Annotated in this window: 23 protein-coding genes and 1 other RNA gene; 8 read left to right on the top strand and 16 right to left on the bottom strand. The window is 37.8% G+C overall.

Going from position 1 to position 23,962, the window contains the following annotated elements; genetic code table 11:
- Positions 1–17 precede the first annotated feature (17 nt).
- Positions 18–1,448, bottom strand: a complete 1,431-nt coding sequence (locus G5B37_RS02715) for an ATP-dependent DNA helicase (protein ID WP_164678515.1) — start codon at positions 1,446–1,448, stop codon at positions 18–20.
- Positions 1,449–1,578: 130 nt separating this feature from the next.
- On the opposite strand from G5B37_RS02715, the gene G5B37_RS02720 reads away from it, so the two are divergent.
- Genes G5B37_RS02720 through G5B37_RS02730 form a run of 3 tightly spaced genes read left to right on the top strand, consistent with a single transcriptional unit; the run spans position 1,579 to position 3,577 of the window.
- The gene (locus tag G5B37_RS02720; protein WP_164678516.1) at positions 1,579–2,250 is read left to right on the top strand and encodes a hypothetical protein; all 672 of its coding nucleotides are present in this window, start codon (positions 1,579–1,581) and stop codon (positions 2,248–2,250) included.
- Positions 2,251–2,290: 40 nt separating this feature from the next.
- Positions 2,291–3,037, top strand: a complete 747-nt coding sequence (locus G5B37_RS02725; RefSeq protein WP_263649835.1) for a DUF3822 family protein — start codon at positions 2,291–2,293, stop codon at positions 3,035–3,037.
- Between the two features lie 6 nt (positions 3,038–3,043).
- Positions 3,044–3,577, top strand: coding sequence for an RsmD family RNA methyltransferase (locus G5B37_RS02730; RefSeq protein ID WP_164678517.1), 534 nt, complete (start codon positions 3,044–3,046; stop codon positions 3,575–3,577).
- A gap of 488 nt (positions 3,578–4,065) precedes the next feature.
- On the opposite strand, the gene rnpB is transcribed toward G5B37_RS02730, so the two are convergent.
- Positions 4,066–4,377, bottom strand: an RNA gene (gene rnpB / locus G5B37_RS02735) — RNase P RNA component class A.
- A 91-nt stretch (positions 4,378–4,468) separates the two neighbouring features.
- Between rnpB and G5B37_RS02740 the strand changes: the two genes are divergently transcribed.
- Together G5B37_RS02740 and miaE are read left to right on the top strand one after the other, a co-directional pair.
- Complete coding sequence (locus tag G5B37_RS02740) at positions 4,469–6,295, top strand: DNA polymerase III subunit gamma/tau (protein ID WP_164678518.1); 1,827 nt, start codon at positions 4,469–4,471, stop codon at positions 6,293–6,295.
- A 23-nt stretch (positions 6,296–6,318) separates the two neighbouring features.
- Positions 6,319–6,900 carry a tRNA-(ms[2]io[6]A)-hydroxylase gene (miaE, locus tag G5B37_RS02745; protein WP_164680874.1) on the top strand — a complete coding sequence of 194 codons (582 nt, stop codon included), beginning with the start codon at positions 6,319–6,321 and terminating at the stop codon, positions 6,898–6,900.
- Between the two features lie 85 nt (positions 6,901–6,985).
- Here the strand turns inward: miaE and G5B37_RS02750 are convergent, their stop codons facing one another.
- The 4 genes from G5B37_RS02750 to pdxH are packed head-to-tail and all read right to left on the bottom strand — an operon-like array spanning position 6,986 to position 11,172.
- Entirely contained in the window at positions 6,986–7,897 is a 912-nt protein-coding gene (locus G5B37_RS02750) for a Ppx/GppA phosphatase family protein (protein ID WP_164678519.1), read from the bottom strand.
- A 4-nt stretch (positions 7,898–7,901) separates the two neighbouring features.
- The gene (ppk1, locus tag G5B37_RS02755; protein ID WP_164678520.1) at positions 7,902–9,992 is read right to left on the bottom strand and encodes a polyphosphate kinase 1; all 2,091 of its coding nucleotides are present in this window, start codon (positions 9,990–9,992) and stop codon (positions 7,902–7,904) included.
- Complete coding sequence (locus tag G5B37_RS02760; protein ID WP_164678521.1) at positions 9,989–10,477, bottom strand: SixA phosphatase family protein; 489 nt, start codon at positions 10,475–10,477, stop codon at positions 9,989–9,991. The genes ppk1 and G5B37_RS02760 overlap by 4 nt, the downstream gene beginning before the upstream one ends.
- 50 nt (positions 10,478–10,527) lie before the next feature.
- Positions 10,528–11,172, bottom strand: coding sequence for a pyridoxamine 5'-phosphate oxidase (gene pdxH, locus G5B37_RS02765; RefSeq protein WP_164678522.1), 645 nt, complete (start codon positions 11,170–11,172; stop codon positions 10,528–10,530).
- A gap of 255 nt (positions 11,173–11,427) precedes the next feature.
- Between pdxH and G5B37_RS02770 the strand changes: the two genes are divergently transcribed.
- The gene (locus tag G5B37_RS02770; RefSeq protein WP_164678523.1) at positions 11,428–12,600 is read left to right on the top strand and encodes a GNAT family N-acetyltransferase; all 1,173 of its coding nucleotides are present in this window, start codon (positions 11,428–11,430) and stop codon (positions 12,598–12,600) included.
- Between the two features lie 10 nt (positions 12,601–12,610).
- Here the strand turns inward: G5B37_RS02770 and G5B37_RS02775 are convergent, their stop codons facing one another.
- The 8 genes from G5B37_RS02775 to rpsA all read right to left on the bottom strand — a co-directional run bounded on the left by G5B37_RS02775 (position 12,611) and on the right by rpsA (position 20,176).
- Complete coding sequence (locus G5B37_RS02775) at positions 12,611–13,111, bottom strand: DUF1761 domain-containing protein (RefSeq protein ID WP_164678524.1); 501 nt, start codon at positions 13,109–13,111, stop codon at positions 12,611–12,613.
- Positions 13,112–13,165: 54 nt separating this feature from the next.
- Positions 13,166–14,071, bottom strand: coding sequence for a ribonuclease Z (locus G5B37_RS02780; RefSeq protein ID WP_164678525.1), 906 nt, complete (start codon positions 14,069–14,071; stop codon positions 13,166–13,168).
- A 70-nt stretch (positions 14,072–14,141) separates the two neighbouring features.
- A complete protein-coding gene (locus G5B37_RS02785; protein ID WP_164678526.1) occupies positions 14,142–14,477 on the bottom strand; it encodes a ribonuclease Z in 336 nt (111 codons plus the stop codon).
- On the bottom strand, positions 14,467–15,405 hold the full coding sequence (locus tag G5B37_RS02790) for an aspartate carbamoyltransferase catalytic subunit (RefSeq protein WP_164678527.1): 939 nt from the start codon (positions 15,403–15,405) through the stop codon (positions 14,467–14,469). Before G5B37_RS02790 ends, G5B37_RS02785 begins: the two co-directional genes overlap by 11 nt.
- A gap of 54 nt (positions 15,406–15,459) precedes the next feature.
- Positions 15,460–15,999, bottom strand: coding sequence for a bifunctional pyr operon transcriptional regulator/uracil phosphoribosyltransferase PyrR (gene pyrR / locus G5B37_RS02795; protein WP_164678528.1), 540 nt, complete (start codon positions 15,997–15,999; stop codon positions 15,460–15,462).
- 246 nt (positions 16,000–16,245) lie between these two features.
- Positions 16,246–17,868 (bottom strand): S8 family peptidase, encoded by a 1,623-nt coding sequence (locus tag G5B37_RS02800; RefSeq protein WP_164678529.1) that lies wholly within the window; start codon positions 17,866–17,868, stop codon positions 16,246–16,248.
- A 4-nt stretch (positions 17,869–17,872) separates the two neighbouring features.
- Positions 17,873–18,202: a hypothetical protein gene (locus tag G5B37_RS02805; protein WP_164678530.1), complete on the bottom strand. Its 330-nt coding sequence runs from the start codon at positions 18,200–18,202 to the stop codon at positions 17,873–17,875.
- Positions 18,203–18,310: 108 nt separating this feature from the next.
- On the bottom strand, positions 18,311–20,176 hold the full coding sequence (rpsA, locus tag G5B37_RS02810; protein WP_164678531.1) for a 30S ribosomal protein S1: 1,866 nt from the start codon (positions 20,174–20,176) through the stop codon (positions 18,311–18,313).
- Between the two features lie 354 nt (positions 20,177–20,530).
- Between rpsA and G5B37_RS02815 the strand changes: the two genes are divergently transcribed.
- Positions 20,531–21,226 carry a DUF4377 domain-containing protein gene (locus G5B37_RS02815; RefSeq protein ID WP_164678532.1) on the top strand — a complete coding sequence of 232 codons (696 nt, stop codon included), beginning with the start codon at positions 20,531–20,533 and terminating at the stop codon, positions 21,224–21,226.
- A gap of 59 nt (positions 21,227–21,285) precedes the next feature.
- On the opposite strand, the gene cmk is transcribed toward G5B37_RS02815, so the two are convergent.
- Together cmk and porQ are read right to left on the bottom strand one after the other, a co-directional pair.
- On the bottom strand, positions 21,286–21,978 hold the full coding sequence (cmk, locus tag G5B37_RS02820; protein ID WP_164678533.1) for a (d)CMP kinase: 693 nt from the start codon (positions 21,976–21,978) through the stop codon (positions 21,286–21,288).
- Positions 21,978–22,997, bottom strand: a complete 1,020-nt coding sequence (porQ, locus tag G5B37_RS02825; RefSeq protein WP_164678534.1) for a type IX secretion system protein PorQ — start codon at positions 22,995–22,997, stop codon at positions 21,978–21,980. Before porQ ends, cmk begins: the two co-directional genes overlap by 1 nt.
- Before the next feature lie 211 nt (positions 22,998–23,208).
- Here porQ and G5B37_RS02830 point away from each other — a divergent pair, with 211 nt between their 5' ends.
- Positions 23,209–23,955 (top strand): T9SS type A sorting domain-containing protein, encoded by a 747-nt coding sequence (locus G5B37_RS02830; RefSeq protein ID WP_164678535.1) that lies wholly within the window; start codon positions 23,209–23,211, stop codon positions 23,953–23,955.
- Positions 23,956–23,962: the final 7 nt, after the last annotated feature.

Genomic DNA, 23,962 nt, shown 5'->3' on the forward strand with positions numbered 1-23,962 from the left:
CACAAAACGATAAAGGTTTACTCATTTTCCTCAAAAAATTCATTTTTAAAGCCAATTAGGAACAATTTTTCCTTCGCTCTAGTGATTGCGGTATACAACCAACGCAGGTATTCTTTATCCACGCCATTGGGTAGATAGGGTTGTTCTACAAAAACAGTGTTCCATTGTCCTCCTTGAGATTTGTGACATGTAATAGCATATGAAAATTTAACCTGCAAGGCATTAAAATATTTGTTCTTTTTTACCGCCAGAAATTTTTTGTACTTACTTTTTTCATCGGCATAATCTTTCATTACTTCTTGGTACAACTGGTTAGATTCTTCATACGTTAGTGAGGATGTTTCAGAAACTAAGGTGTCTAATAGCAAAACAGTTTCAAAAGGCTTCATTTTAGGATAATCGATCATTTGTACTTGTACTTCAGCAAAACGAAACCCATAAAGCTCCTTAATCTTGAAAATTTCCAGCACTTTAACAATATCGCCATTCGCAATAAAACCAGCTTCACTTGTTGGTTTAACCCAATGATAGTTGTTTTTAACCACCATAAGATAATCCCCAGCAGAAAGTTCTTCTTCTTGGTATAAAATTCGATTACGAATGTTCTGATTATAAAGATTAGCGCGTTTATTAGACCTAACTATAATGACAGTTTCTTCATTACCCTGGTTATGATAGCAGTCGCTAATAGCGTCAAGCAATTCGTGCCCATCTTGCGGACGCACCACTTCTGGAAAAGGAAGCTCACTAAATTTGAACTGATCGTAAAAACCATTGTCTAATACGCTTCTTAACCGTGTAGCATTGTATAAAATACCGCTATCATTTTGCTGGCGTACTACCTCGTCAAGCTCTATAGAAAGCACTTCTTTATTGTAATGGCTTTCTAATGTTCTAGCATCTAAAGCGGGACTTAGGCTTAATTTAACGGGAGGTAGCTGAGCAGTATCTCCAATGAGTAAAAGCTTACAATTACTACCGCTGTAGACAAATTCCATTAAATCGTCTAACAGCGAACCGTTTTCAAATAATTTAGATTCTTGAGCCACATCAGGAATCATAGAAGCTTCGTCTACGATAAAAACAATGTTCCTTCCTTTGTTTTTTTGCAACGTAAAAGAGACTCCACCACCGCTTTCGCTTTTTGGCACGTATATTTTTTTATGAATGGTTAGGGCTTGCTTTCCTGCATAATTACTTATAACCTTAGCTGCGCGCCCTGTAGGAGCTAAAAGCGAAAACGATTTCTGGGCTTTCCATAAATTTTTAACCAAAGTACCTACTAAAGTTGTCTTTCCTGTACCTGCAAAACCTTTTAAAAGGAACACTTCATCATTGTTTTTGCTCAATACAAATTTAGCCAACAGCTGTAAGGTAACTTCCTGTTTAGCAGTAGGAGTATGTGCGAAATCATGTTTCAACAAGCTATAAAAGCGAGAAGCGTCCATAAAATAAGTAGATTGTAAAGGCTAAAGATAGGTAGCTTTTTTTCAGAATTTAGGCTGACGAACAAAAAAAAATTGTAGCTTTGCTACAGACCAAAAAAAGCTAAATACTCTAATTAAACTATCATATCTAATGAAAATTGTTCTTCAAATTGTACTGTGGATTGCTATCATATTCTTAGGATACAAATTATACGGTTCTATCACAGGCCCAATAGAGTTTAATAAAATAAAGGAGGCGCGATACAAAAAAGTAATCGTTAACCTTCAAGATATACAAGCCGCTGAATTAGCGCACCAAGAAATTACCGGTAGCTTTACAGGAAGTTTCGACAGCTTAATTAGATTTATAGATACTGCTCAATATGCCATTACCCAACGTCGTGATACAAGTTATCCAGATGTTGCTAAAAACAAGGCATTTGGATTAGACCCACAAACTGGTGGGTATATCTTAGAAGCCATTATTGTTGATACATTACGATTTACTTCAGTAAAAGATTCATTGTATCAAGGTACTGACAGATATAAAAGCATGATGAATATTCCTGTAGAGGGTATAGATAAAAAGATTGAGCTACAAGCTGGCAAATTCTTGAAAAACGATGTTGAATACGCGGTATTTGAAGCTAAAGTTGCAAAAACAGACTTGTTATCAGACTTAGACAAAGACCTTATGGCACAAGAATTACAGGTAGTTTCAGTAGATGGTGTGAATGGTAAATTCATTAAAGTAGGTGCCATGGATGAAGTAAACACAAGTGGTAACTGGCCTAAAAACTTAGAAACTGCAAAAAAGCAATAACATAACAACTCAAAGTAATAGACTGTCCGTTCAAGTAACATTGACCGGACTTTCTTTTTTGGTTACATCTCATAATCGTGATGAAGTATTGTTTTTTAAAGAACACACCTTCCCTGCTCAATATACCCCACAGGATATATTAGTAGTACTTAAATCGGAAATTGACAAAGAAACTATACTAAAAGATTGTAGTGAAATTTCGGTAGTCTACGCAGACAGCGCTTATACGTTAGTCCCAAAAGTGTTGTTTGATGAAACAAAACTTAGTGAATATTTAAAATTCAATTCTAAATTACTTGCCGGAGATTTTATAGCATTTGATGATGTAGAAAATCATGATATGAATGTAGTGTATGTCCCACTTGTTAATGTTAATAATTACTTTTTTGAAACCTTTGGGAGCTTTCAATACTACCATGCTACCAGCATACTATTAGCAACAATTCTAACTGCGGAAAAGCAGCAAGACAAGTCAACGATGTATATTCATGTTGGGCAGCATCAAATAGACCTTATTGCCGTAGAAAATGGAGCATTATTATTATGTAACTCCTACCCTTTTAAAACATCTGAAGACTTAGCATATTATGTACTCTTCGCCTTTGAACAATTAAAATGGAGTACTAATACAGTTGAAACTTTACTTCTTGGAGAAATCTCTGAAAAAAGCCCACACTTCGAATTGCTTTACACCTACATTAGGAATCTATCTATTTATTCTGTAGAGAGCAAGCTAACCACAGACCTACTTGAACCACACCAACACTATTTATTAAAAAACACCTAGTTACACGTGCGAATTATCTCCGGATTATATAAAGGGAAACGTCTTATAGCGCCCAAACAGCTGCCTGTTCGACCTACAACAGATTTTGCAAAAGAAGGCTTGTTTAATATTTTAAACAATAGATTATACTTCGATGAAGTTTCAATGCTTGACCTGTTTGCAGGGACTGGAAATATTGGGTTTGAGTTTGCTTCACGAGGTTGTAAAAACATCACCAGCGTAGATGCACACTATGGCTGCGTTTCGTACATTCAAAAAATTTCAGAAGAACTATCTTTCCCAATAACCGCCATTAAAGCAGATGTTCTAAAATATCTACAGCACGCCACAGGATCTTTCGACCTAATTTTTGCAGACCCGCCATATGATTTTGATCATGAGACCTTGTCTAAATTGGTTGAAGGAGTGTATACAAACAACTTGTTAAACCCTCAAGGACTCCTAATAATTGAACACACTAAACATCTTGACCTAAGCGATATTTCAAATTTTCAAGAAAGTAGAAAATATGGAGGTTCAGTTTTTAGTTTTTTCAGTTAAAATACTATATATTAGCTACTTATACCCTAAGTAATTTCTTGTATTTAGATTGCTTAGTGTATTTATTAATGTTGGCTATTTACTAATGTTCCTCATAATATTGTATCTTTCACTATGACTGCGATTAAAAAAATCTCTTTAGATTTTGCCGATATTGCTGTGCACGAGCACTATATTATTTCTACAATTCATGAGGGCGTAACATTCGGGAAAGCTCACCTAGATGCCATGTTCGAGGTATTTAATACCTATTACAAAGATCGCCCGTTTATTTCTATTGCAAATAGAAAGTTTGATTATACCATAGATCCAAATATGCTAAGCGCTAGAAATCATCCCGATTTGCTTGCCATCGCTATTGTATATTATACCGATGCAGCAAAAGAGATAGTACAATTTGAAAAGAAATTCTACAATGGTATCTACGAAATGTTCGATTCGCTAGAAAAAGCCCAAGAATGGAGTTTGGAGTTGTTAGAAAAGCATTTAAAAAAAGCAGGCCTATAAGCCGGATTCTGTATTCATCTAAGACGAACCCTTATCATTTATCTGGACGTTACATTACTGCAACGCTCTAGCTGCCTACCCTCCAGCATCGGGCGGGAACCCTTAACGCTGGTTTACGTGGCATTTCACCGCATAGAGTTTACCTGGTTTCACTACAGCATTACCTGTACATTCTTTCTGTTGCACTAGTCCTATTCGCCTGAGGCGAACGACGGCCGTTAACCGTTATGCTTCCCTATGGTGTCCGGACTTTCCTCTCCAAATTGCTTTAGAGCGATAAGACGGCCTGCTGCACAAAAGTAACTTAATGTTAATAAATAGCGTAAAAAGGGAGTTTGTATTTTTCTAAAACTAATCCTTCATAACTATATTTGTTTTATTACTATGGAACATTTTATTGTATCGGCTCGAAAGTATAGACCTACCGTTTTTAAAGACGTAGTGGGGCAACAGGCGATTACCAATACGCTAGATAACGCTATTGAAAACAACCACTTAGCTCAGGCTTTGTTGTTTACAGGTCCGAGAGGTGTTGGAAAAACTACCTGTGCCAGAATTCTAGCAAAAAAAATTAACCAGGATGGTACTCAAACCGAAGATGAAGATTTTGCCTTTAATATCTTCGAATTAGATGCTGCATCTAATAATTCGGTAGACGATATTAGGAATCTTATCGATCAAGTTCGAATACCTCCACAAGTTGGTACTTATAAAGTTTATATTATTGATGAGGTGCATATGCTTTCTTCTGCAGCATTTAATGCCTTTCTAAAAACATTAGAAGAGCCTCCTAAGCATGCTATCTTTATTTTAGCTACTACGGAAAAGCATAAAATTATTCCAACTATACTCTCTCGGTGTCAAATTTTCGATTTTAGACGAATTTCTGTACTAGACATTAAAGAACACCTTGCTCAAGTTGCGCAATCTGAAGGTGTTCAAGCCAACGACGATGCCCTACACATCATTGCTCAAAAAGCAGATGGTGCCTTACGTGACGCACTTTCAATTTTTGACAGAGTTGTTAGTTTTAGCGGAAAAACCCTGACTCGAGAAGCGGTTACCGAAAACTTAAACGTATTAGACTATACCTACTATTTTAACATCACTTCACTACTCTTAGAGAACAACATTCCGCAGGTATTACTCTCATATAACGACATCATTGCAAAAGGTTTTGACGGGCACCATTTTATCATGGGACTAGCCTCTCATTTTCGAGATTTACTAGTGTGCAAGCATCAAGAAACTATAGCACTTTTAGAAGTAGGTGAACAAGTTAAAGCCATGTATTTTGAGCAGTCTCAAAAAACAGAAAAATCATTTTTAATTGAAGCGATAGCTCTGGCAAATACATGCGATTTAAAATATAAAACAAGTCGTAATCAACGCTTATTGGTAGAGTTATGTTTACTTGAATTAGCATCACTCACGGCTAAAGACGAAAAAAAAAAGTCTAGTTTAAACGAAAAACGTTTTGTTTTACCTCCTTCGCATTTTAAAGACTTTGCACCTTCTGTAGTTGAAACATTAGATGTTGAACAAACTCATAAAGAGCTTGATACCAATACAAATGAAAAAATTGAGGATACTAAATTAACCGATTCAGAAAACAAACCTTCACCTTCCCTGCCTGAAACTACTCCAAAAACAGAAGTTTCAGAAGTCGCAGCAACCAAAATAGAAAAATCACAAGTTCCTGCGAATGAACGCGTTATTGAGCGACCTCAAATTTTAGCAGAACGCAATGCTAAGAAAGTTTCAGCACTCTCGCTAAAAAGTATTAAAAAGAAGCAAGAGCTTCAAAAAGCCCTAGTGGCCAATCAGCCAGATCAAAAAAATCTGCCAAAAGATGCGTTCACTGAAGAATCTATGTTGGCGGCTTGGAACACCTACACCCAAAAAATGGAAACCGAAGGAAATTTCAATCTACATTCGCATTTAGCGATGGGTGTGCCAAGGTTAGAAGGAAATTTATTGCACCTAGAGTTTCCGAATAACACCATAAAGACTGAAGTAGAGCGCGCAAAATTTGAGCTTCTAGGATTTTTACGGGAACAACTAAACAATTACGATGTTGATTTGTCTATAGAGGTGAATGAAGCAGAGATAAAACGCTATGCATATACACCAAAAGAGAAATTTGAAAAATTGATGGAGAAGAATCCGCTAATCGACAAATTGCGAAAAGAATTTGACTTAGACATATAATGGCTAAAAACGAAGACATAAAGATGCTCGGACTTAAATTACCCACAGATCCGCGCTGGGTGAATATTGTTGAGAAAAACATTGAAGAAATTCTTACAGACCATGCCTATTGTGAGCAAAAAGCTGCTTCTACCGCTATTTCTCTCATTGTTTCCTTTCCAGAATACACCGAATTGGTACAAGAGATGGTTTCACTCGTAAAAGAAGAAATTAGCCATTTTAAGATGGTACACGACAAAATAATTGCTCGTGGATGGGTGATGGGACGAGATCGTAAAGATCATTACGTACTGGCAATTACCAAATTTTTCCCAAAAGGGGGAAGCAGAACAACACAGCTCGTACACAGATTATTATATGCCGCACTTATTGAAGCCAGAAGCTGTGAACGTTTTAGATTGCTTAGTGAGCAACTAGAAGACAAGTCGTTAGCAGATTTCTATAGAAAACTTATGGTGAGTGAAGCTGGGCATTACACCATGTTTTTAGGATTTGCCAGACAATATGGGGAGCGCAACGAAGTAGACCAAAAATGGAAAGAATTACTTGCCTACGAAGCTGAAGTAATGAAAGACTTAAGCAAGCAGGAAACTATACATGGGTAGTAAATAGTAAGGTTTAAATGAGCGTATTCTTAGGACTTTCAACTACGTAATAAATCGTAGTTTGCAAGAGACACACCACAGACCACTAGCGCACCTCCATGTCTTTCGCCGCTCTTTCGTTATAAAGACTTTTAATAATCCCATCTGCAAGACCAATTTTTGGAACATAAATATTCTTGGCCTTACTCCATTTCATAGCAGAAAGATATATACGTGTTGCAGGAATGATAACGTCTGCCCTATCTGGATTCATCTGAAGCTCAAAAATACGCTCATGATAGGTCATTTCTTTAATTCTTTCAAAGTAACTAGACATAAAGAAATAGCTAAGCGGCTTCCCAATTTTCTTGTTACTGCTTTTATAGATGCTGTTAATATTTCCGCCAGAACCAATCACGTTAATCTTACTATACTGCTGGGTATTTTCTTTAATCCAATCGCGTACCTCGTCCCAGATAGATTCGCGAACCATATCGTTTAGAATACGTACTGTTCCTAGTTTAAACGAACGACTTACAATACTTTTTCCGTTGGCAAATACTGTAAACTCAGTGCTTCCACCTCCTACATCGACATACAAGAAAACTTTATTGTCTTCTATAAGATCTTTTAAGTCTGTAGAAGCAATGATGGCAGCTTCATCGGTACCATCAATTATATGAATTCTAATTCCGGTTGTTTCAAAAATGCTTGCTGCTATATCAGTTCCGTTTCTTGCTTCACGCATTGCGCTTGTAGCACAGGCTCTATACGATACCACATTGTGTGTTTTCATGATTAGACTAAAGGCGGTCATGGCGTCTATCATTCTATGATAGTTTTTTTCTGAAATTTTCTCTTCCAAAAACACATCGGCCCCTAAACGAATAGGAACCCGAACAAGTGACGTCTTTTTAAATAAGGGTGACGATCCCTCTCGCTCAATAACCGTGGCAATAAGTAGCCTTATGGCGTTAGAGCCAATATCGATTGCAGCGAATTTTTCTATTTTGAGCAAACTATTATTTTATTTTTTCTTGGTAATAATCGTACGTTTTAAACTGTGAGCGTACTTGTACTTTTCGGTTTCTACGATACGAATTATCTTGACTTGCGGTGATTTGGCGCGCTTTTACATTATCACTCCAACAAATATCGAAGGTGTCATTTATTTCGGCTTTAATGTCTTTATCGTATATCGGACAGGAAATTTCAACACGACTATCAAGATTTCTACCCATAAAATCGGCAGAAGAAATATACATTTTTTGGTTTCCCGCATTCTCAAATATATACAATCGAGGGTGCTCTAAGAACTTATCTATGATACTAATTACTTCAATATTTTCACTCATCCCTTCTACACCTGGTATTAAACAGCATATGCCACGAATAATCATTTGTATCTTCACGCCTGCTCTACTTGCTTCATAAAGCTTGTCTATCATTTTAAAATCTGATAAACTATTTAGTTTTAAACGAATCCCACTCGAACGTCCCGCCTTATGGTTTTTAATTTCGTTTTCAATTAAGGCATAGATGGCATTGCGGGTGTAATGAGGAGACACAATAAGGTGTCTATATTTTTTAATCTTATAATTCACTTCAAAGAAATCGAATACTTTATTAATTTCTTTTCCAATCTTCTGGTTGGCAGTAAATAATGTGTAGTCTGTATATATTGCCGCCGTAGATTCGTTAAAATTTCCGGTAGAAATAAATGCATAGCGTTTTATTTTGTCATTTTCAAGACGCTCTACCATACAGGCTTTGCAATGCACTTTTAGTCCTGCCACGCCAAATATAAGTCGAACCCCTTCACTCTGCATTTGCTCTGCATATCTAATGTTTGCAGCTTCATCGAAACGCGCCTGTAATTCTATTTGCACCGTTACTACTTTACCATTTTTAGCAGCATTTATTAACGAGCTGGCAATATGTGATACTTCGGCTAACCTGTAAATAGTAATTTTAATGGTTTTCACCTTCGGGTCTAACGCCGCTTCTCGTAAAAATTTCACCACATAAGAAAATGTCTGATAGGGTGCGTATAACAGGTAATCTTTCTCTGCTATCTTATGAAATAAGCTCCCTTGCAGACTCAGCCCTTTAATTGGCAACGGTTTAATCTTTTTGTATTGAAGGTCTGTTCTTCCCAAGCTAGGGAATTTCATATAATCACGTCGGTTGTGGTACCTACCTCCAGGTATAATACTGTCGGTATCATCCACCCCCATTTTATCCATTAGATAACGAAGTGTTTCTTTGTCTATGCTTTTGTCATATACAAAACGTACAGGGTCTCCCACGCTTCTATTCTTAACACTTTTTGAGATTTTTTCAATAAAACTTCGGCTTAAATCACTGTCTATATCTAACTCAGCATCACGTGTAATTTTTATCATGTGCGCAGAAATAGCATCGTATTTAAAAATACTGAAAATGTTGTGTAAACAATGTCTAATAAGGTCATCAAGGATAATTATATATTGTTTTTCACCTACTTGAGGTAGTACAACAAAGCGTTCTACAGATCTAGGAATTTCAATCAGTGCATAATTATTTTTGTCTTCAAAGATTTCATCATCCTTGTTCATTTTCATCTTAACTGCCAGATAGGCCGCGCTATCTTTTAATGTTGGGAATTTCTCAAGTTCACCAATCATTATAGTTACTAGGGCTGGACTAACCTTTCTAATAAAATATTCTGAAATAAAAATGCTCTGTTCTTTAGATACTTCATGCTCGTCTATGATGTAGATATTTTCGTCCTGAAGTTTTGCTTCAATATCACTTAAAATACGAAGGCTTGTCTTTTGATGTTCTATTACCGTTTGGGTGATTTCTTCAAGAAGTTCTTTGGCAGCAATACCCCCAAGAAAACTTCGACCTCCTTTTCCTGCTTCAGCAATACGTTTTACGGTAGCATATCTAACTTTAAAAAATTCGTCTAAATTGTTAGAGAAAATACCTAAAAAACGAAGCCGCTCAATAAGCGGTGTAGTTTCATCTTCGGCTTCTTGCAAGACGCGTGCATTAAATTGCAACCAACTTAACTCTCTGTTATAGTAGCTATTTGTGGTAGCAGCTTGTTCTTCTATCTTCTCTGTCATTGTTTAAGGTGTCTAGGGAATACCATGGTTACCGTCTTCCCTGTAGAAATATCATTCCATGCATCTTCTTCAAACTCGATGATAACAAAGCCACAGGTGGGTACGTTGTCAATATACTGATTCCCCAACATATTTGCAATGCTAGTAAACGCATGATTATGCCCAACAATCATAGCTCTAGAATAGGTGTCATCAATATTTTTTATTGTACTCATAACATTCTGCCCACTAAAGTCATAAAGCTGATTATTGGTTATGAAATCTTCGTCAGACACCTCGAATGCGCCTTTAAAAAATTTAGCAGTTGTTAATGCGCGTGTAGCATCACTACTAATCATAATTTCAGGAGCTAGGTGGTTTTCGGCAACATAGGCAGATACCAAGGCTGCATCTCTGGTGCCACGTCCTTTAAGCGGACGCTGGTGATCTATTACATCATGCTTCCATGATGATTTAGCATGCCTTGCCATATATAGCGTTTTCATTTTTTTTCAGATTTTTAGTTGATTGATTTAATAATACATAACCTAACTTCTCAAGGTTGCAACCTCGTGATATTCCATGTCGTTCCTTCCTGCGCGTACTGTATTCTGTCGTGTAGTCTACTCCTTCTACCTTGCCAGAACTCGAATAACGTTGGACGTACGAGATACCCTCCCCAGTTTTTAGGCTTCGGAATATCTTGCCCGTCAAATTGTTGTTCTAAGGCTGCTAGCTTAGCCTCAAGTGCTTCTCGACTTTCTATTGACTCTGATTGGTTTGAAACCATAGCACCTAACTGACTTTTTCTAGGTCGCTCACTAAAATACTGTATCGACATTTCTTCGGAAACTTTCTCGGCAACTCCTTTTATTAGTATTTGTTGCTCTAGGGCTGGCCAGAAAAAAGAGAGACATACTTCAGGGGTTTTAGCCATTGCCTTTCCCTTTTCGCTCTGATAATTTGTATAAAAAACAAAGCCTTCAGCATTGTACTCTTTCAGTAATACCACGCGACCGCGCGGAAAACCATCAACACCTATAGTACTAAGTGTCATTGCGTTCACTTCAAATACATTCTTGGAAGTTTCCGCAGCATGAAACCAATTGTTAAACTGTATAAACGGATCTTTGTCGACAGATGCCAACGTTAGCGCTCCTTGTTCATACGATTTACGGTAGTTATGTAGGTTTTTATTCATTGACGTTCTTTCTGTAAAAGTACAAAGAAAGCCCTGCTATTTAAATACAGAAACTTTAAATTTCAGTTAATTATCTTAAAACAAAGCGTGTTTCATTAGCTGAAACCCAGCGTTTGCCCTTAAACATATTTCAATTAGAATTTCACAAGTACGAATAAGCAACTAAGATTCTAGCCAACATCTTTACCACCAATGTACCGCCTCAAGTGGCTTACTACAAATAGCTATTGTATCTTCGCAGTTCAATACCACATTTTGACGACCTACTCAGATTCTCTTACTATTTATACTAGCGTAAACGACATTCCGTCTGAACAATGGAATACGGTGGTGCAGAATAAATCTATTTACTTATCATTGCCTTATCTAAAGGCACTAGAGCAATCGTTAAGCGCCTCTATCGAATTTCTATTTGTGCTTGCAAAAACACAAGAAAATGTACCTATTCTCGCCGGGGTGTTTCAACTTGCTTCGTTTACCTACAAAAAAGGTGCACAGGCCAATTTGCTACTCAAACTGTTTCAAGATTGTAAGAATAGCGACGAAAGTGTATCTATTAAAGGACTTATCTGCGGAAATATCTTTGCGACAGGAGCTCACGGCTATGCACACACCGACTTAATTTCTAAACAAAGCGCATGCGAGTTGATGGCAGCGACTGCACAAACAATAAAAAATGACGCTGCCTACGATGCTCTGTTTTCAGTGTTACTTTTTAAAGATTTTGCTTCTGAAAATGCCCGACAAGCGGAAATTTTAAAAGATTTCAAATACCGAGATTTTCAGGCAGATGTTGTCATGCAATTGAAGCTACAGCCATCCTGGGCCACTTTTAGCGATTATTTGCACAGTATGAAGGCTAAATATCGTACCAAGGCTAACAGCGCTTACAAAAAGTCTCAAGCCCTTACAATACAATCTCTTACGGTTTCACAAATTGTTGAGAACGAATCGCGTTTACGTGCTTTATTCGAAAACATATTATCAAAATCAGATTACCAATACGGCGAGCACTACCCTAACTCTTTCAAAGCATTAAAAGAGTCGTTAGGTGAAGCTTTTATTTGCAAAGGTGCCTTTCTTGATGGTGAGCTTATAGGATTTAGTACCGCATTTGAAAATGGAACTTCGCTAGAAGCAAGCTACGTAGGCATTGACTACGAACACAACACCAAATATGCTGTGTATGAACGCTTGTTATACGATTACGTTGAAGAAGCCATACAACGTAACGTTGCCCACTTACACTTAGGCAGAACAAGTGAACTTATAAAAAGCGCCTTAGGCGCCGTTCCTACAGAAATGACTTTATTCGTTAAACACAGGTCTAAACTTAAGAATGCCTTGTTAAAACCTATAGTCGATACAATTTCACCTAGCGAATACCAATTGCGCAGACCATTTAAAACAGAATACTATACAAATTAGCAACGCTATATTACGCCCACTGACATAAAATACCGCCCATAATCGAAAGCGTTATAATCCAATATCCGGCATTAATAAAACCGTATTTCAATCCGCGTGTCTCAAATAACCCATTAATTACTATAATTGGCAATCCTATAAAGCCGCCTACAAGACCACCGTGCAAAGCCCCGTGTTTAAAGGTACGGTAATACTCTCCGTACTGCCCCATAAAGGCGTCTATTTGAGTCATGATAGCAGAGCCCTCTTCGCCAAAGCCTGGTTCTGCAACAAATAATGAATAATAATCTGTTTGGTGTACCACAAGCGTAAACAAGAAGAAAGACAGTATAAAACTAAGTACGTACGACGAAGTAAACAACAGTACTTTATTACTTTTCTCTAGCATTTCCATGGTAAGCCCTGCACTTTTCATCCAGGCATTACCAAAGGTTTTCGGACTGTAATATAGAAATCCCATTACAAGGGGAACAAGCGCCGCTAGGGCTACAAATAAAAAATTAGGAAACATACTGCGGCTGGTTTATGGTTTCCTAAATATAGTAAAGTTTAACGACTCTAGTTTTTATAGCTGAAACACTTTCCCATCTTCAGCAAGTTCTACATGCTCAAATAGTTCTTGTGCCTCACTTCGGAAATTTTCATAGTTCCCATAGCGCCCAGAGTAATGCCCTAAGATTAAACTTCCCACATTGGCTTTTTTGGCAATGGCAGCAGCTTCTTTGGCTGTGCTATGTTTTGTTTTTTCGGCCAAATGATGGTGTTGTTCCAAAAAGGTGCTTTCGTGATACAAGGTTGTAGCCTCAGTAATTTGAGGAACAATTGCAGGGAAATAGGCTGTATCGCTACAATATGCATAGCTTTTAGCTGGCGGTGGGTCGAAGGTTATTTCAGCATTAGGAATCGTAACACCGTCTTTTGTAATTGCATCTGCCCCTTGTTTGATTTTATGGTAGTAGCTTAATTCTACATTTAATTTTCTAGCTTTTTCAATATCTAAGGTACGCTCACCCAATTTCTCCCGAAACAGGAATCCGTTGGTATACACACGATGATCTAACGGAATGGTTGTTACCGTAACTTTTTCATCTTCAAACAGAAGTTGTGGCTCGGTACTGTCTAATTCATGAAAATACAGTCCGTAATTGGTGTAGCTTTTACCAAGCTTTAATTGAAGAAGTATTGCCTCTTTTATTCCTTTTGGGCCATAAACATGCAGGTCTGCCTCTCGTCCTAGCAAGCGAAACGTAGAAATAAGCCCTACCAGACCAAAAAAATGATCGCCGTGTAGATGTGAAATAAAAATATGCTTTATACGCGCAAATTTAACTTTAAACTTACGTAACTGAATCTGAGTTCCTTCTGCACAGTCTATCAAGAAAAGGTGCCCTTTCACTTCCAAAACTTGTGATGTTGGATTCGCATCCCAACGAGGAGTAGCAGAATGACAGCCAAGTATGGTTAATTTCATAAATTATTGTTGAAAGTTTCTGCGCAACACACTACGAGCCATTTCTTTACAATGTGTTTACTTTAATGCATTAGAATCCTAAGTCTCGTTCTATTTCTTCCATTTCTATAATGTCTTCCCCCTCTTGTAGGGTAGGCACTACAACCATTTCAAACGGAATATCATCTGGATTAATAGCATCGTTTATAAATACAAAAGATTGCTTGGTCTTTCTATGTAGGTTTGAAACTTTAAGAAACAAAAGCAACTCTTCTAAGGTTAACGACGTATAATCTAAAAGATTAAGTACTACATTTTGGCCTTTAAACTTAGAAGGTATCTGGTATTCTAAAAATGATGCAAAATCAGCTATATCGTTATGCTCATCGGTGAGCACCACGTAATTATCTTTATTTTCAATCTTCATGACGCTGAATTTTTGAAGCTAGTAAATACAACACAGCCATGCGCACTGCCACACCATTTTGAACCTGATCCAGAATTATAGCCTGCTTACTATCGGCCACGTCGCTTGTAATTTCTACCCCTCGATTTATTGGTCCCGGGTGCATGAGTACGATTTCTTTATCAAGGTTGTCTAACAGTGCCTTATTTACTCCGTATTGCTGGGTGTATTCTCTCGTAGACGGAAAATAACTAATGTCCATTCGCTCATTTTGTACGCGAAGCATATTTGCAACATCGCACCATTGCAGCGCATTTTTTAGGTTTGGCTCATAGCTAATTCCTAGTTTTTCTATATGTTTAGGTATAAGTGTTTTAGGTCCGCACACTTTAACTTCTGCTCCAAGCTTTTGAAGCGCGAATATATTGCTTAATGCAACGCGAGAATGAAGAATATCTCCCACAATTACCACCTTCTTTCCAGCGACATCTCCCAATTTTTCGCGAATTGAATAACAATCTAACAATGCTTGCGTGGGATGCTCATGTGCACCGTCTCCGGCGTTTACAATACTTGCATTTACATGCTTAGATAGAAATACTCCTGCGCCTGGATTTGGATGACGCATTACAACCATATCTACTTTCATAGATAAGATATTGTTTACTGTATCTATAAGGGTCTCCCCTTTTTTAACAGACGAAGAGGCAGCAGAGAAATTAATAACGTCCGCAGAAAGTCGCTTTTCGGCTAACTCGAACGAAAGTCGAGTTCGTGTGCTGTTTTCAAAGAAAAGATTGGCAATAGTAATATCTCTAAGCGAGGGTACTTTTTTAATCGGTCTGTTAATCACCTCTTTAAAATGATCTGCCGTTTCGAAAATGAGCTGAATGTCATCTTCGGTGATGTATTTAATTCCTAATAAGTGGTTTACACTTAGTTCTTTCATTTGTTCTTTTTCTAAAAACACCTTATGCTCTGCGCTGTAGAGCGCCTATCACTGCTAGCTCTTTACCAAATAAACTGCATCTTCTCCTTCATTTTCTTGCCAGCAAACTTTTACTTTTTCATTACCAATAGCATCTACCTGTCTACCACGATAATCGGGCTGTATGGGCAAATGACGACTAAACCTTCTATCTATTAAGGTTAATAATTCTATTTCTAGGGGTCTTCCAAACGATTGTACTGCGGTAAGCGCACTTCTAATGCTACGTCCGGTGTACAACACGTCGTCTATAAACACTACCTTTTTGTCTTCTATGATAAAATCAATTTTTGTTGTATTTGCCTCTAGTGGTTTTCCACTTCTTCGGAAATCGTCTCTGTAAAAAGTGATGTCTAGATACCCTAGCTGTACATTTTTAATCTTGTATTCAGTTTCGAGCAAGGTTTTTAAGCGTTCTGCCAAATAAACGCCACGCGGCTGTATGCCTATAAAAACTGTATCTGCAAATGTATCGTGATTTTCTATTAATTGACAAGCCAAACGGTGAAGCGCTATTTGTACTTCGGTTGCGTTGAGTAACACTTTTTGGCTCATAGAAGAATTCTGAATTGTATTCAGAGGACAAATTTAATGGTTTTATTTTAAAAGTACGATGTACAATAGACGAATTACGAATTTCACCGAATATTTTTGCGTTAGGGATTGAGCGGTTTGTTTGAGCTCTCCCGATTAGAATCGGGAAGCGAGAAGCGAAAGCCCGACTCGCCGCGGCGAGTAACGCCAAAAAAAAAAGCCCCTTACATTGCTGAAGAGGCTTTAGTCTATATTAAAATTGGTCTGTTAACGTTTAATAAGCGTATTGTTATAGATTGTTACATCCCCTTCAAAAACAACCTTAATCACATACATACCCGCCGCTAGCTTGCTTACGTTTATGGTATTATTAGTTAACGAGGGTTGGTGCTGAACTTGTTTACCATCTAAGCTATAGACTGTAATGCGCTCAATAGTTTTGTTTGATTCATGCTTTATGGAAACCAGGTCTTGTGCCGGATTTGGATACAACACAACTAGCTTATCATCGCCTTGAAACCCTTGAATAGACAGCGTTTCACAATCGTCCATAAGGCCTAATAGCGCATTATTAAGGTTTAATCGGCCGCCAGTAGTAGTAATGCCTTCAAGCGACGGATTAGGATCTACGCCTTCAAAAATATAATCTCGTACGTTTTTAGCGGCCTGTGACGGATTGGAAATAGCTAAATCTGCAAACGATTGGCAAGGCGCAGAATACAGTAATGCAATTGCACCTGTTACATGCGGTGTTGCACCCGAAGTACCTCCAAAACCACCATAGCTATTACCTGCACTCGTTGTGTACGCACCGGCACCATGTGCTCCAAGGTCTATAGTTTTTAGGCCATATCCCGCCGAAGTAACCTTCATATCTGTAATATCCATATTGGTTACAGTAATTAGATATTCACTTGGGCAAGCCGTTGGCAAATCGCCTACATCATCTACGTTAAAATTACCATTAATAGTAGCTCCGCAACTTAAAATTCCGTTTTCGCCCAAGGTATCATAGAGCCCACACCATAGCGGCGCATCGTTAGGGTCACCAAAATCTACTCCCCATGACGCATTTGTAGAAACCACAAAGGCACCTTCTGCTCCATTGGTGCTATTGTACAACATTCTAGCCTCTAATGCGTAGCTATATGCTTCAATCACTCTAGCTTCATTGGTGTTAAAGTTGTTTTTAATCACCATTACCTTAACATCCCAGTTTACACCAGACACGCCAATTTCATTGTTTCCTTTGGCGCCAATAATTCCGGCTACGGGGGTTCCATGACCACCTCCGGAAATATTATCATCATTAGTAACAATGCTCCAACCTTGGTAATCGTCTATATAACCGTTGCCGTCATCGTCTATGCCATTATCTGGAATTTCTGCTTCGTTTGTCCATAGGTTATTTTCAAAATCTTCATGATTTAAATCGATACCATCATCTAAGGCGGCAGCTACAATTACGTTGTCGTTCATGGTTGTTCCGCCAGTAGTGATATCCCATGCTTCATCTGCATCGATATCTCCATCGCTGGCTTGTTTGTATTGCCATTGGTTATCAAAACCAACATCGTTTGGTTCTGTAGCACGAGAGCGAACTGTATGGTTTTTCTGGGCAATTAACACATTTGAATTTCGATATAAGGCGGTAATTGCTTCGTTTTCATCTAATTCTGAAGGTTCTAATTTCAGTAACCAAATGTTTAAGGGACGTGACACTAATCTGGTCTCTATAATATTTACTTCTGAAACTTCCTGCATCAGGATTGTGGCTTCTGTATTTTGAGCAAGTTGAACAAGTATTTGATTTTCTACATAATTGGCCTCTTGGGCGGTAGACAAGGTTGTTGCTAATACAGCAAAAGTGAAAAATAATTTCTTTATCATGGTATTAATTTCTAGTTTGAACAGTTCTGTTTTGTTGTGCCTCTTTCACTAATTCTGATGTTTTAAGTTCTTCTATGAGGGCTTTATCTGTAATTTTTTCTGAATTAAATGTAAATAAGAATATATTCATTGGTCTGCTTACTACTTTTTGTTCTTCGAGGCTATAGTTCTTATAGGTGCTTTCTAGAACTGAAACCGAAGTTGCATCGTACAATTGTACCAAAATTGAAGGTGTAGTAACTGAAGTTTGGGTGTCTTTAGTTTTACAGCTTGTCATCAATGTTACAGCCAGAAGTATCATTACAAAAAATGATGATAAACGGTTTAAAAGCATAGGCTCATATTTGATTGGTTAAGATACACAAATACTATGATTTTAAGAATATAAAACAAAAAAGCCCCTTCATTACTGAAGAGGCTTTATATTTAAAAATGATTGGGCTTATTTCTTCCCGTCCATTTTGTCTTTCAATTCTTGAAGCTTTGAGTTAGCATCTCCTAAGGTAGGTTTTGCTTCTTCAGCTTGTTTTGCAGCTTTCTTAGCAGCTTGCTTTACAATTTTTGCTTCTTCTTCTTTGTGAATTGTCATGTGTGATGCAACCACTTTCTTGAATTCTTTATTGAACTCAATGATTTGGAATTCGGCTTCTTCTCCTTTTCCAAGGTCTGTTCCGTCTTCTTTCTCTAAGTGACGCTTTGGTACAAATGCGCTGATATCTTCGTTGAAGTTAATCACAGCACCTTTGTCTACCATTTCATCGATACTAGCAGTGTGCTTTGTACCTACTGCAAACTCACCTTCGTACTTATCCCAAGGGTTGTCTTCAGTTTGTTTATGACCAAGGCTTAATTTACGTCCTTCTACGTCTAATTCAAGTACCACAACCTCTAGTGTGTCACCAATGTTGGTAAACTCACTTGGGTGCTTCACTTTCTTAGTCCAAGATAGGTCGCTAATATAAATAAGACCGTCGATACCTTCTTCTAACTCTACAAACACACCAAAGTTGGTGAAGTTACGTACAATACCGCTGTGGCGTGAACCTACTGGGTATTTAGTAGTGATATCTGTCCATGGGTCTGGTGTTAATTGCTTAATACCTAAACTCATTTTACGTTCTTCTCTATCTAGTGTTAAGATTTGAGCGTCTACTTTATCTCCAACATTTACAAAGTCTTGAGCGCTACGTAAGTGTGTAGACCATGACATTTCAGAAACGTGAATTAATCCTTCAACACCTTCAGCAACTTCAACAAAAGCACCGTAGTCTGCAATAACAACTACCTTACCTTCTACTTTGTCACCTACTTTCATCTCATCACCAAGTGCTTCCCAAGGGTGTGCATTTAGCTGCTTAAGACCTAACTGAATACGTGTCTTATCCTCATCAAAGTCTAAGATTACTACATTTAGTTTCTGATCAAGCTCTACAACCTCGTTCGGGTGGTTGATACGAGACCAAGAAAGGTCTGTAATGTGTACCAATCCGTCAACACCACCAAGATCCACAAATACTCCGTAAGAAGTAATGTTTTTAACGATCCCTTCAAGTACTTGACCTTTTTCAAGCTGCCCGATGATTTCTTTTTTCTGCTCTTCGATATCTGCTTCGATCAACGCTTTATGAGAAACTACAACGTTTTTGAATTCGTGGTTTATTTTCACCACTTTGAATTCCATTGTTTTTCCTACGTATACGTCGTAATCGCGAATAGGCTTCACATCAATTTGTGAACCTGGTAAGAACGCTTCAATTCCGAATACGTCTACAATCATACCACCTTTAGTACGGCATTTTACAAAACCGTTTACGATAGTACCTTCGTCATGCGCTGCATTTACGCGATCCCAAGCCTTAATTGTACGTGCTTTACGGTGCGACAAGATTAGTTGCCCTGTGCTGTCTTCACGTACATCAATTAATACTTCTACTTTGTCCCCTACTTTTAAGTCTGGGTTGTAACGAAACTCGTTTAAAGAAATAACTCCTTCACTCTTTGCGTTGATGTCGATAATGGCATCACGGTCTGAAATGTGAATTACTTCTCCCTCTACTACCTCATCATCTAAGGTATCTACGAAGTTCTCTGCTACTAACTTTTCAAATTCTTCTAGCTGCTCACCATCTACAGGGTCTATACCCTCTTGATAGTTGTGCCAGTTAAAATCTGCTAAGAATTTTTCCGGATTTGCTTGTTGTGGAGTTTTTTCCTCAACCGCTTTCTCGGTAGTTGTTTCTACTGCTTCTGGAGCAGCTGCTGCTGTAGTTTCTTCTACAACTGCTTCTTTTGTTGCTTTATCAGCCATTTGTTTAGTTCTCCTAGGCTATTTCAGGGTTTTGTTTTACTGAAATAGTTTCGGTTTGTATTCTGTGTTGTTTCAAGTAGATACTGCGACAATCCCACAGAAGGGTTTTGTTTTTGTTTTATAAATTCCTTTTATCACTTGATTCTATCGCTAAAAGGGGTGCAAAAATAGTGTTTTTCTTTTGAAAATCAAATACTTTGCGAATTTTAGATAAATAATAAAACCGCGTAAATCGTTATTCTTCGGTATCTACCCACATGTGTGAGCAGATTAATAAGTACAAATACTAAACTTTTTATAAATACTTTCTATCCAACCCCATGGTTCTTAATTTTGTAATCTAATAAAAATAGTATGAAATTTTTAGTCAGTTGCTTCCTTGTCTTACTCACTGTTAACGCCTGTGGAAATGCTTCCGAAGACAGCACAAAAACAGTAACCTTTTATGTGAACAGCACTACCGTTTCGTGTGAAGGTGCTGGAAAAATGCAATGCCTCCAGATAAAAAAGGAAGATGCTACAGCTTCAAGCGATTGGATTAATTTCTACGGAACTATTAAAGGCTTTGAATTTCAGCAAGGATATCGTTATAAACTTTCCGTAGAAGAAACACAATTAGACCCTAGTAAAGTACCCGCAGATGCTGCTACAGTAACATATACCCTCGTTGAAGTGCTTGAAAAAAAACAAGACCCTACCCTGCAGTTACACGACATTTGGAGTTTACAATCTATAGGCGGTATGTCGCTAGAAAGCGACCGTTATGCAGCGTCTAAGGAAACGCCTCGATTAGAAATTTTTGTGGCCGAAAAACGAATTGGGGGTACCAATGGCTGTAACAACTTTTTTGGAACCATTGAATCGCTTTCTGAAACCAACATTTCATTTACAAAAATGGGCAGTACTAAAATGATGTGCCCAAATATGGAAATTCCTAACCTGTTTACTAATGCTTTAGCAGAAACTGCTACTTATAAAATTGAAAAACTTTACCTTTATCTTTACGATACGAGCGGTAATGAGCTGTTAAAGTTTATAAAGGTAGATTAAAAGAGAACCAGACTCTGTATACAATTTGGATAGGCTACGTTGAAATACGAACCCGGTACTTAAACCCTGCCAGCAATGCGATCTTTAGCCAATTGTAGAATGGTATGAAATTGGTCTTCAAGATTCATTTCAGAATTGTCGATTTCTATTGCATCTTTTGCCTTGCGTAATGGCGAATCTTCTCGCGTAGTGTCTATATGATCGCGTTCTTGCACATTTTCTAATACGTCGGTGTACGTAACAGTATCTCCTCTTTCAATTAATTCATTATACCTGCGTAGTGCTCTTGTTTCGGCAGAAGCTGTCATAAATATTTTTAATTCGGCTTCAGGAAATACCACAGTACCTATATCTCGGCCGTCCATTACAACTCCCATGCCCTTACCCATTTGTTGCTGTTGTTCTACCAATTTTTTACGCACTTCGGAAATCGTCGCCACCGGACTTACATATTCTGAAACTTCTAAATGTCTTATATGTTTTTCTACATTTTCTCCATTAAGATGAATCTCAGCTTTTCCAGCTTTGTTTTTCTTAAACTGAAGCTGAATATTTGGCAAAGCAGCAATAAGTTTCTGTGTGGCTACCTGCTCGTTGGCAATCATGTTGTTACGCATTGCGTATAAAGTAACAGCTCTGTACATAGCGCCCGTATCTACATACACATAGTCTAGCCAATCTGCCAATTGCTTGGCTACAGTACTCTTTCCGGTAGAAGAATAGCCATCTACGGCTATAGTAATTTTTGGCATTATTGCAGATTTAAATTGAGCCCAAAGGTACTTGTTGTTGCCGCCCCGTTAAAACGAGAATAGGCGTAACTCAGTCGCAATTTATTTAATTTTATAGAAAATCCGCCCGTTAATCCTGCAAACGAACGTTGATCGAGAATTCGTAATTCTTCGGCTCGTCTTAGGTTATAGCCCAATCTAAGGTTAAAACCACTTTCAGGGAACAGCTCAATGCCAACAATCATATGCCTAAAAGCATTGTCTATAAAATTAATATCTTCAGACGTTGTGTTGCCTTCAAGGTCTATTTCGTCTCTATTGGGATTGGCAAAGGCAATATTCCAGGTTTGTAAATTTTCTAACGTAAAGTGCCAACGAATAGGAATGTTCTGTAGAGTTTGTGAAATTCCGAAGAGCACCTCAAAGGGTAATTTCTCGTAAGTGTCTTCGTAAGGAGTTATTTGAGATCCTAAATTACGTGCCACTGCCGTAATGTGCAAGTCCCAATCTTCATAAACATACATCAAGGCTATATCTGCGGCCACACCAAACGAGGTGTATTGTTCTAACTTAGATGAAATAAACTTAACATTTCCGCCCACATGAAAGTTAGTAAAGGCTATATTTCTAGCATGCCCAAAAGAAACTGCTACTTCTCCCCCACTAAAACTATTGGTTGCTTCTCCATTTTCATCGTACCCATCAAAACTTCCGTAGTTGATGTAGGTAATTCCAGTATGTAGCACTTGCGTCCTGCGATCCCATAAATAGGCGTATGAAGCCGTACCGTAATTTACATCTCCTATATAGTTTGCATAATTAAGTGCCAACTGATTGTCCATTGCGGGATTGATGGTAGCAGGATTGTACATAGCCTGCGTAGGGTCGTAATCGTAATTGGTAATGTTCTTCCCGCCAAGTGCTGCTTGTCTTGTAGAAGTAACTAAATTTAAGAATTGATAGGTTGCACGGCCTCCTACTTGTGCCACCGTTGGAAACGCTGTACAAATAGCAAGAACAAGTAAAACCTTTTTTAGCATGGGCGTTGAGATTGTAATTCCTACACAATTTAACGACTGCAATATTAATTTATTTTTAGCGGAGCGCGAAATGATTGGAGTTTTAAATAGTTCTAACGTTAACTTAATCATTAAACCTGGTCTATTTTTATAAAAACAGTGTAAAGGTTTATAAGCATAAACTCCTAATTGCTTAGATATCATTACTTTTAGAAGTACTAAAAAATATGTTATGAAAAATATAGTCTTTCTATTAGCATTTGTCGGAATGACCAACGCCCAAAATATAGATCCAGATTTTTTTAATCAGACGTGGTATTTATATGAAGTATATGATAGTGATTTTGAAATAACTTTTGTTGTAGATGGGTACCAACCCTATGCTGGTAAACCAACCATAGACCAAATTATGCCCTATATAATTATTGAAGATACCTTTGAATTTAATGGTGTTGGAATATGTAACACCATTAACGGTACGCTAGAAGAAGACCCTATTGAAGGGTGGCTAAGAACTGTTACGACCAGCCAAACTACAAATACATGTGGTTTTTATGAAGACCAAGACGAACGCTTAATCTTTGGCCCTTTTGCCGTTGTAAATCCGGATCCAACCTTTTTTACGATCGTTACTCCAACAGTTAGCGACGATAGTGATGGTTTTCAAACCATGCAATTTGGCACACAGCCGTTTTTACAGTACACTTATAGAAATACTCCCATATTAGCTTTGGGAGAAGAAGAACGCAACAAGATTGCCGTATACCCTAATCCTGTAAATGATATACTTTTTATAGATACGCAAAGTCAACCAATTGATACTGTTCGGGTTTTTTCTATGGCTGGTACTATAGTATCAGAAGTGGTCTTAAGCCCCAATAACCATATAGTTAACACTTCTAGGCTCGCCAAGGGCATTTATTTTGTAACGATTTCCGCAGAAAATCGCACCCAGACGTTTAAAGTAGTAAAGGAATAAAAAAATG

This window comes from Rasiella rasia (genome assembly GCF_011044175.1).
GTDB classification, from domain to species: domain Bacteria; phylum Bacteroidota; class Bacteroidia; order Flavobacteriales; family Flavobacteriaceae; genus Marinirhabdus; species Marinirhabdus rasia.

Excerpts from the sequence above, each read along its gene's own strand:
- G5B37_RS02715 (WP_164678515.1), bottom strand. The coding sequence starts at position 1,448 with ATGGACGCTTCTCGCTTTTATAGCTTGTTGAAACATGATTTCGCACAT.
- G5B37_RS02720 (WP_164678516.1), top strand. The coding sequence starts at position 1,579 with ATGAAAATTGTTCTTCAAATTGTACTGTGGATTGCTATCATATTCTTA.
- G5B37_RS02740 (WP_164678518.1), top strand. The coding sequence starts at position 4,469 with ATGGAACATTTTATTGTATCGGCTCGAAAGTATAGACCTACCGTTTTT.
- miaE (WP_164680874.1), top strand. The coding sequence starts at position 6,319 with ATGCTCGGACTTAAATTACCCACAGATCCGCGCTGGGTGAATATTGTT.
- ppk1 (WP_164678520.1), bottom strand. The coding sequence starts at position 9,992 with ATGACAGAGAAGATAGAAGAACAAGCTGCTACCACAAATAGCTACTAT.
- G5B37_RS02760 (WP_164678521.1), bottom strand. The coding sequence starts at position 10,477 with ATGAAAACGCTATATATGGCAAGGCATGCTAAATCATCATGGAAGCAT.
- pdxH (WP_164678522.1), bottom strand. The coding sequence starts at position 11,172 with ATGAATAAAAACCTACATAACTACCGTAAATCGTATGAACAAGGAGCG.
- G5B37_RS02775 (WP_164678524.1), bottom strand. The coding sequence starts at position 13,111 with ATGTTTCCTAATTTTTTATTTGTAGCCCTAGCGGCGCTTGTTCCCCTT.
- G5B37_RS02780 (WP_164678525.1), bottom strand. The coding sequence starts at position 14,071 with ATGAAATTAACCATACTTGGCTGTCATTCTGCTACTCCTCGTTGGGAT.
- G5B37_RS02785 (WP_164678526.1), bottom strand. The coding sequence starts at position 14,477 with ATGAAGATTGAAAATAAAGATAATTACGTGGTGCTCACCGATGAGCAT.
- G5B37_RS02790 (WP_164678527.1), bottom strand. The coding sequence starts at position 15,405 with ATGAAAGAACTAAGTGTAAACCACTTATTAGGAATTAAATACATCACC.
- pyrR (WP_164678528.1), bottom strand. The coding sequence starts at position 15,999 with ATGAGCCAAAAAGTGTTACTCAACGCAACCGAAGTACAAATAGCGCTT.
- G5B37_RS02800 (WP_164678529.1), bottom strand. The coding sequence starts at position 17,868 with ATGATAAAGAAATTATTTTTCACTTTTGCTGTATTAGCAACAACCTTG.
- G5B37_RS02805 (WP_164678530.1), bottom strand. The coding sequence starts at position 18,202 with ATGCTTTTAAACCGTTTATCATCATTTTTTGTAATGATACTTCTGGCT.
- rpsA (WP_164678531.1), bottom strand. The coding sequence starts at position 20,176 with ATGGCTGATAAAGCAACAAAAGAAGCAGTTGTAGAAGAAACTACAGCA.
- G5B37_RS02815 (WP_164678532.1), top strand. The coding sequence starts at position 20,531 with ATGAAATTTTTAGTCAGTTGCTTCCTTGTCTTACTCACTGTTAACGCC.
- cmk (WP_164678533.1), bottom strand. The coding sequence starts at position 21,978 with ATGCCAAAAATTACTATAGCCGTAGATGGCTATTCTTCTACCGGAAAG.
- porQ (WP_164678534.1), bottom strand. The coding sequence starts at position 22,997 with ATGCTAAAAAAGGTTTTACTTGTTCTTGCTATTTGTACAGCGTTTCCA.
- G5B37_RS02830 (WP_164678535.1), top strand. The coding sequence starts at position 23,209 with ATGAAAAATATAGTCTTTCTATTAGCATTTGTCGGAATGACCAACGCC.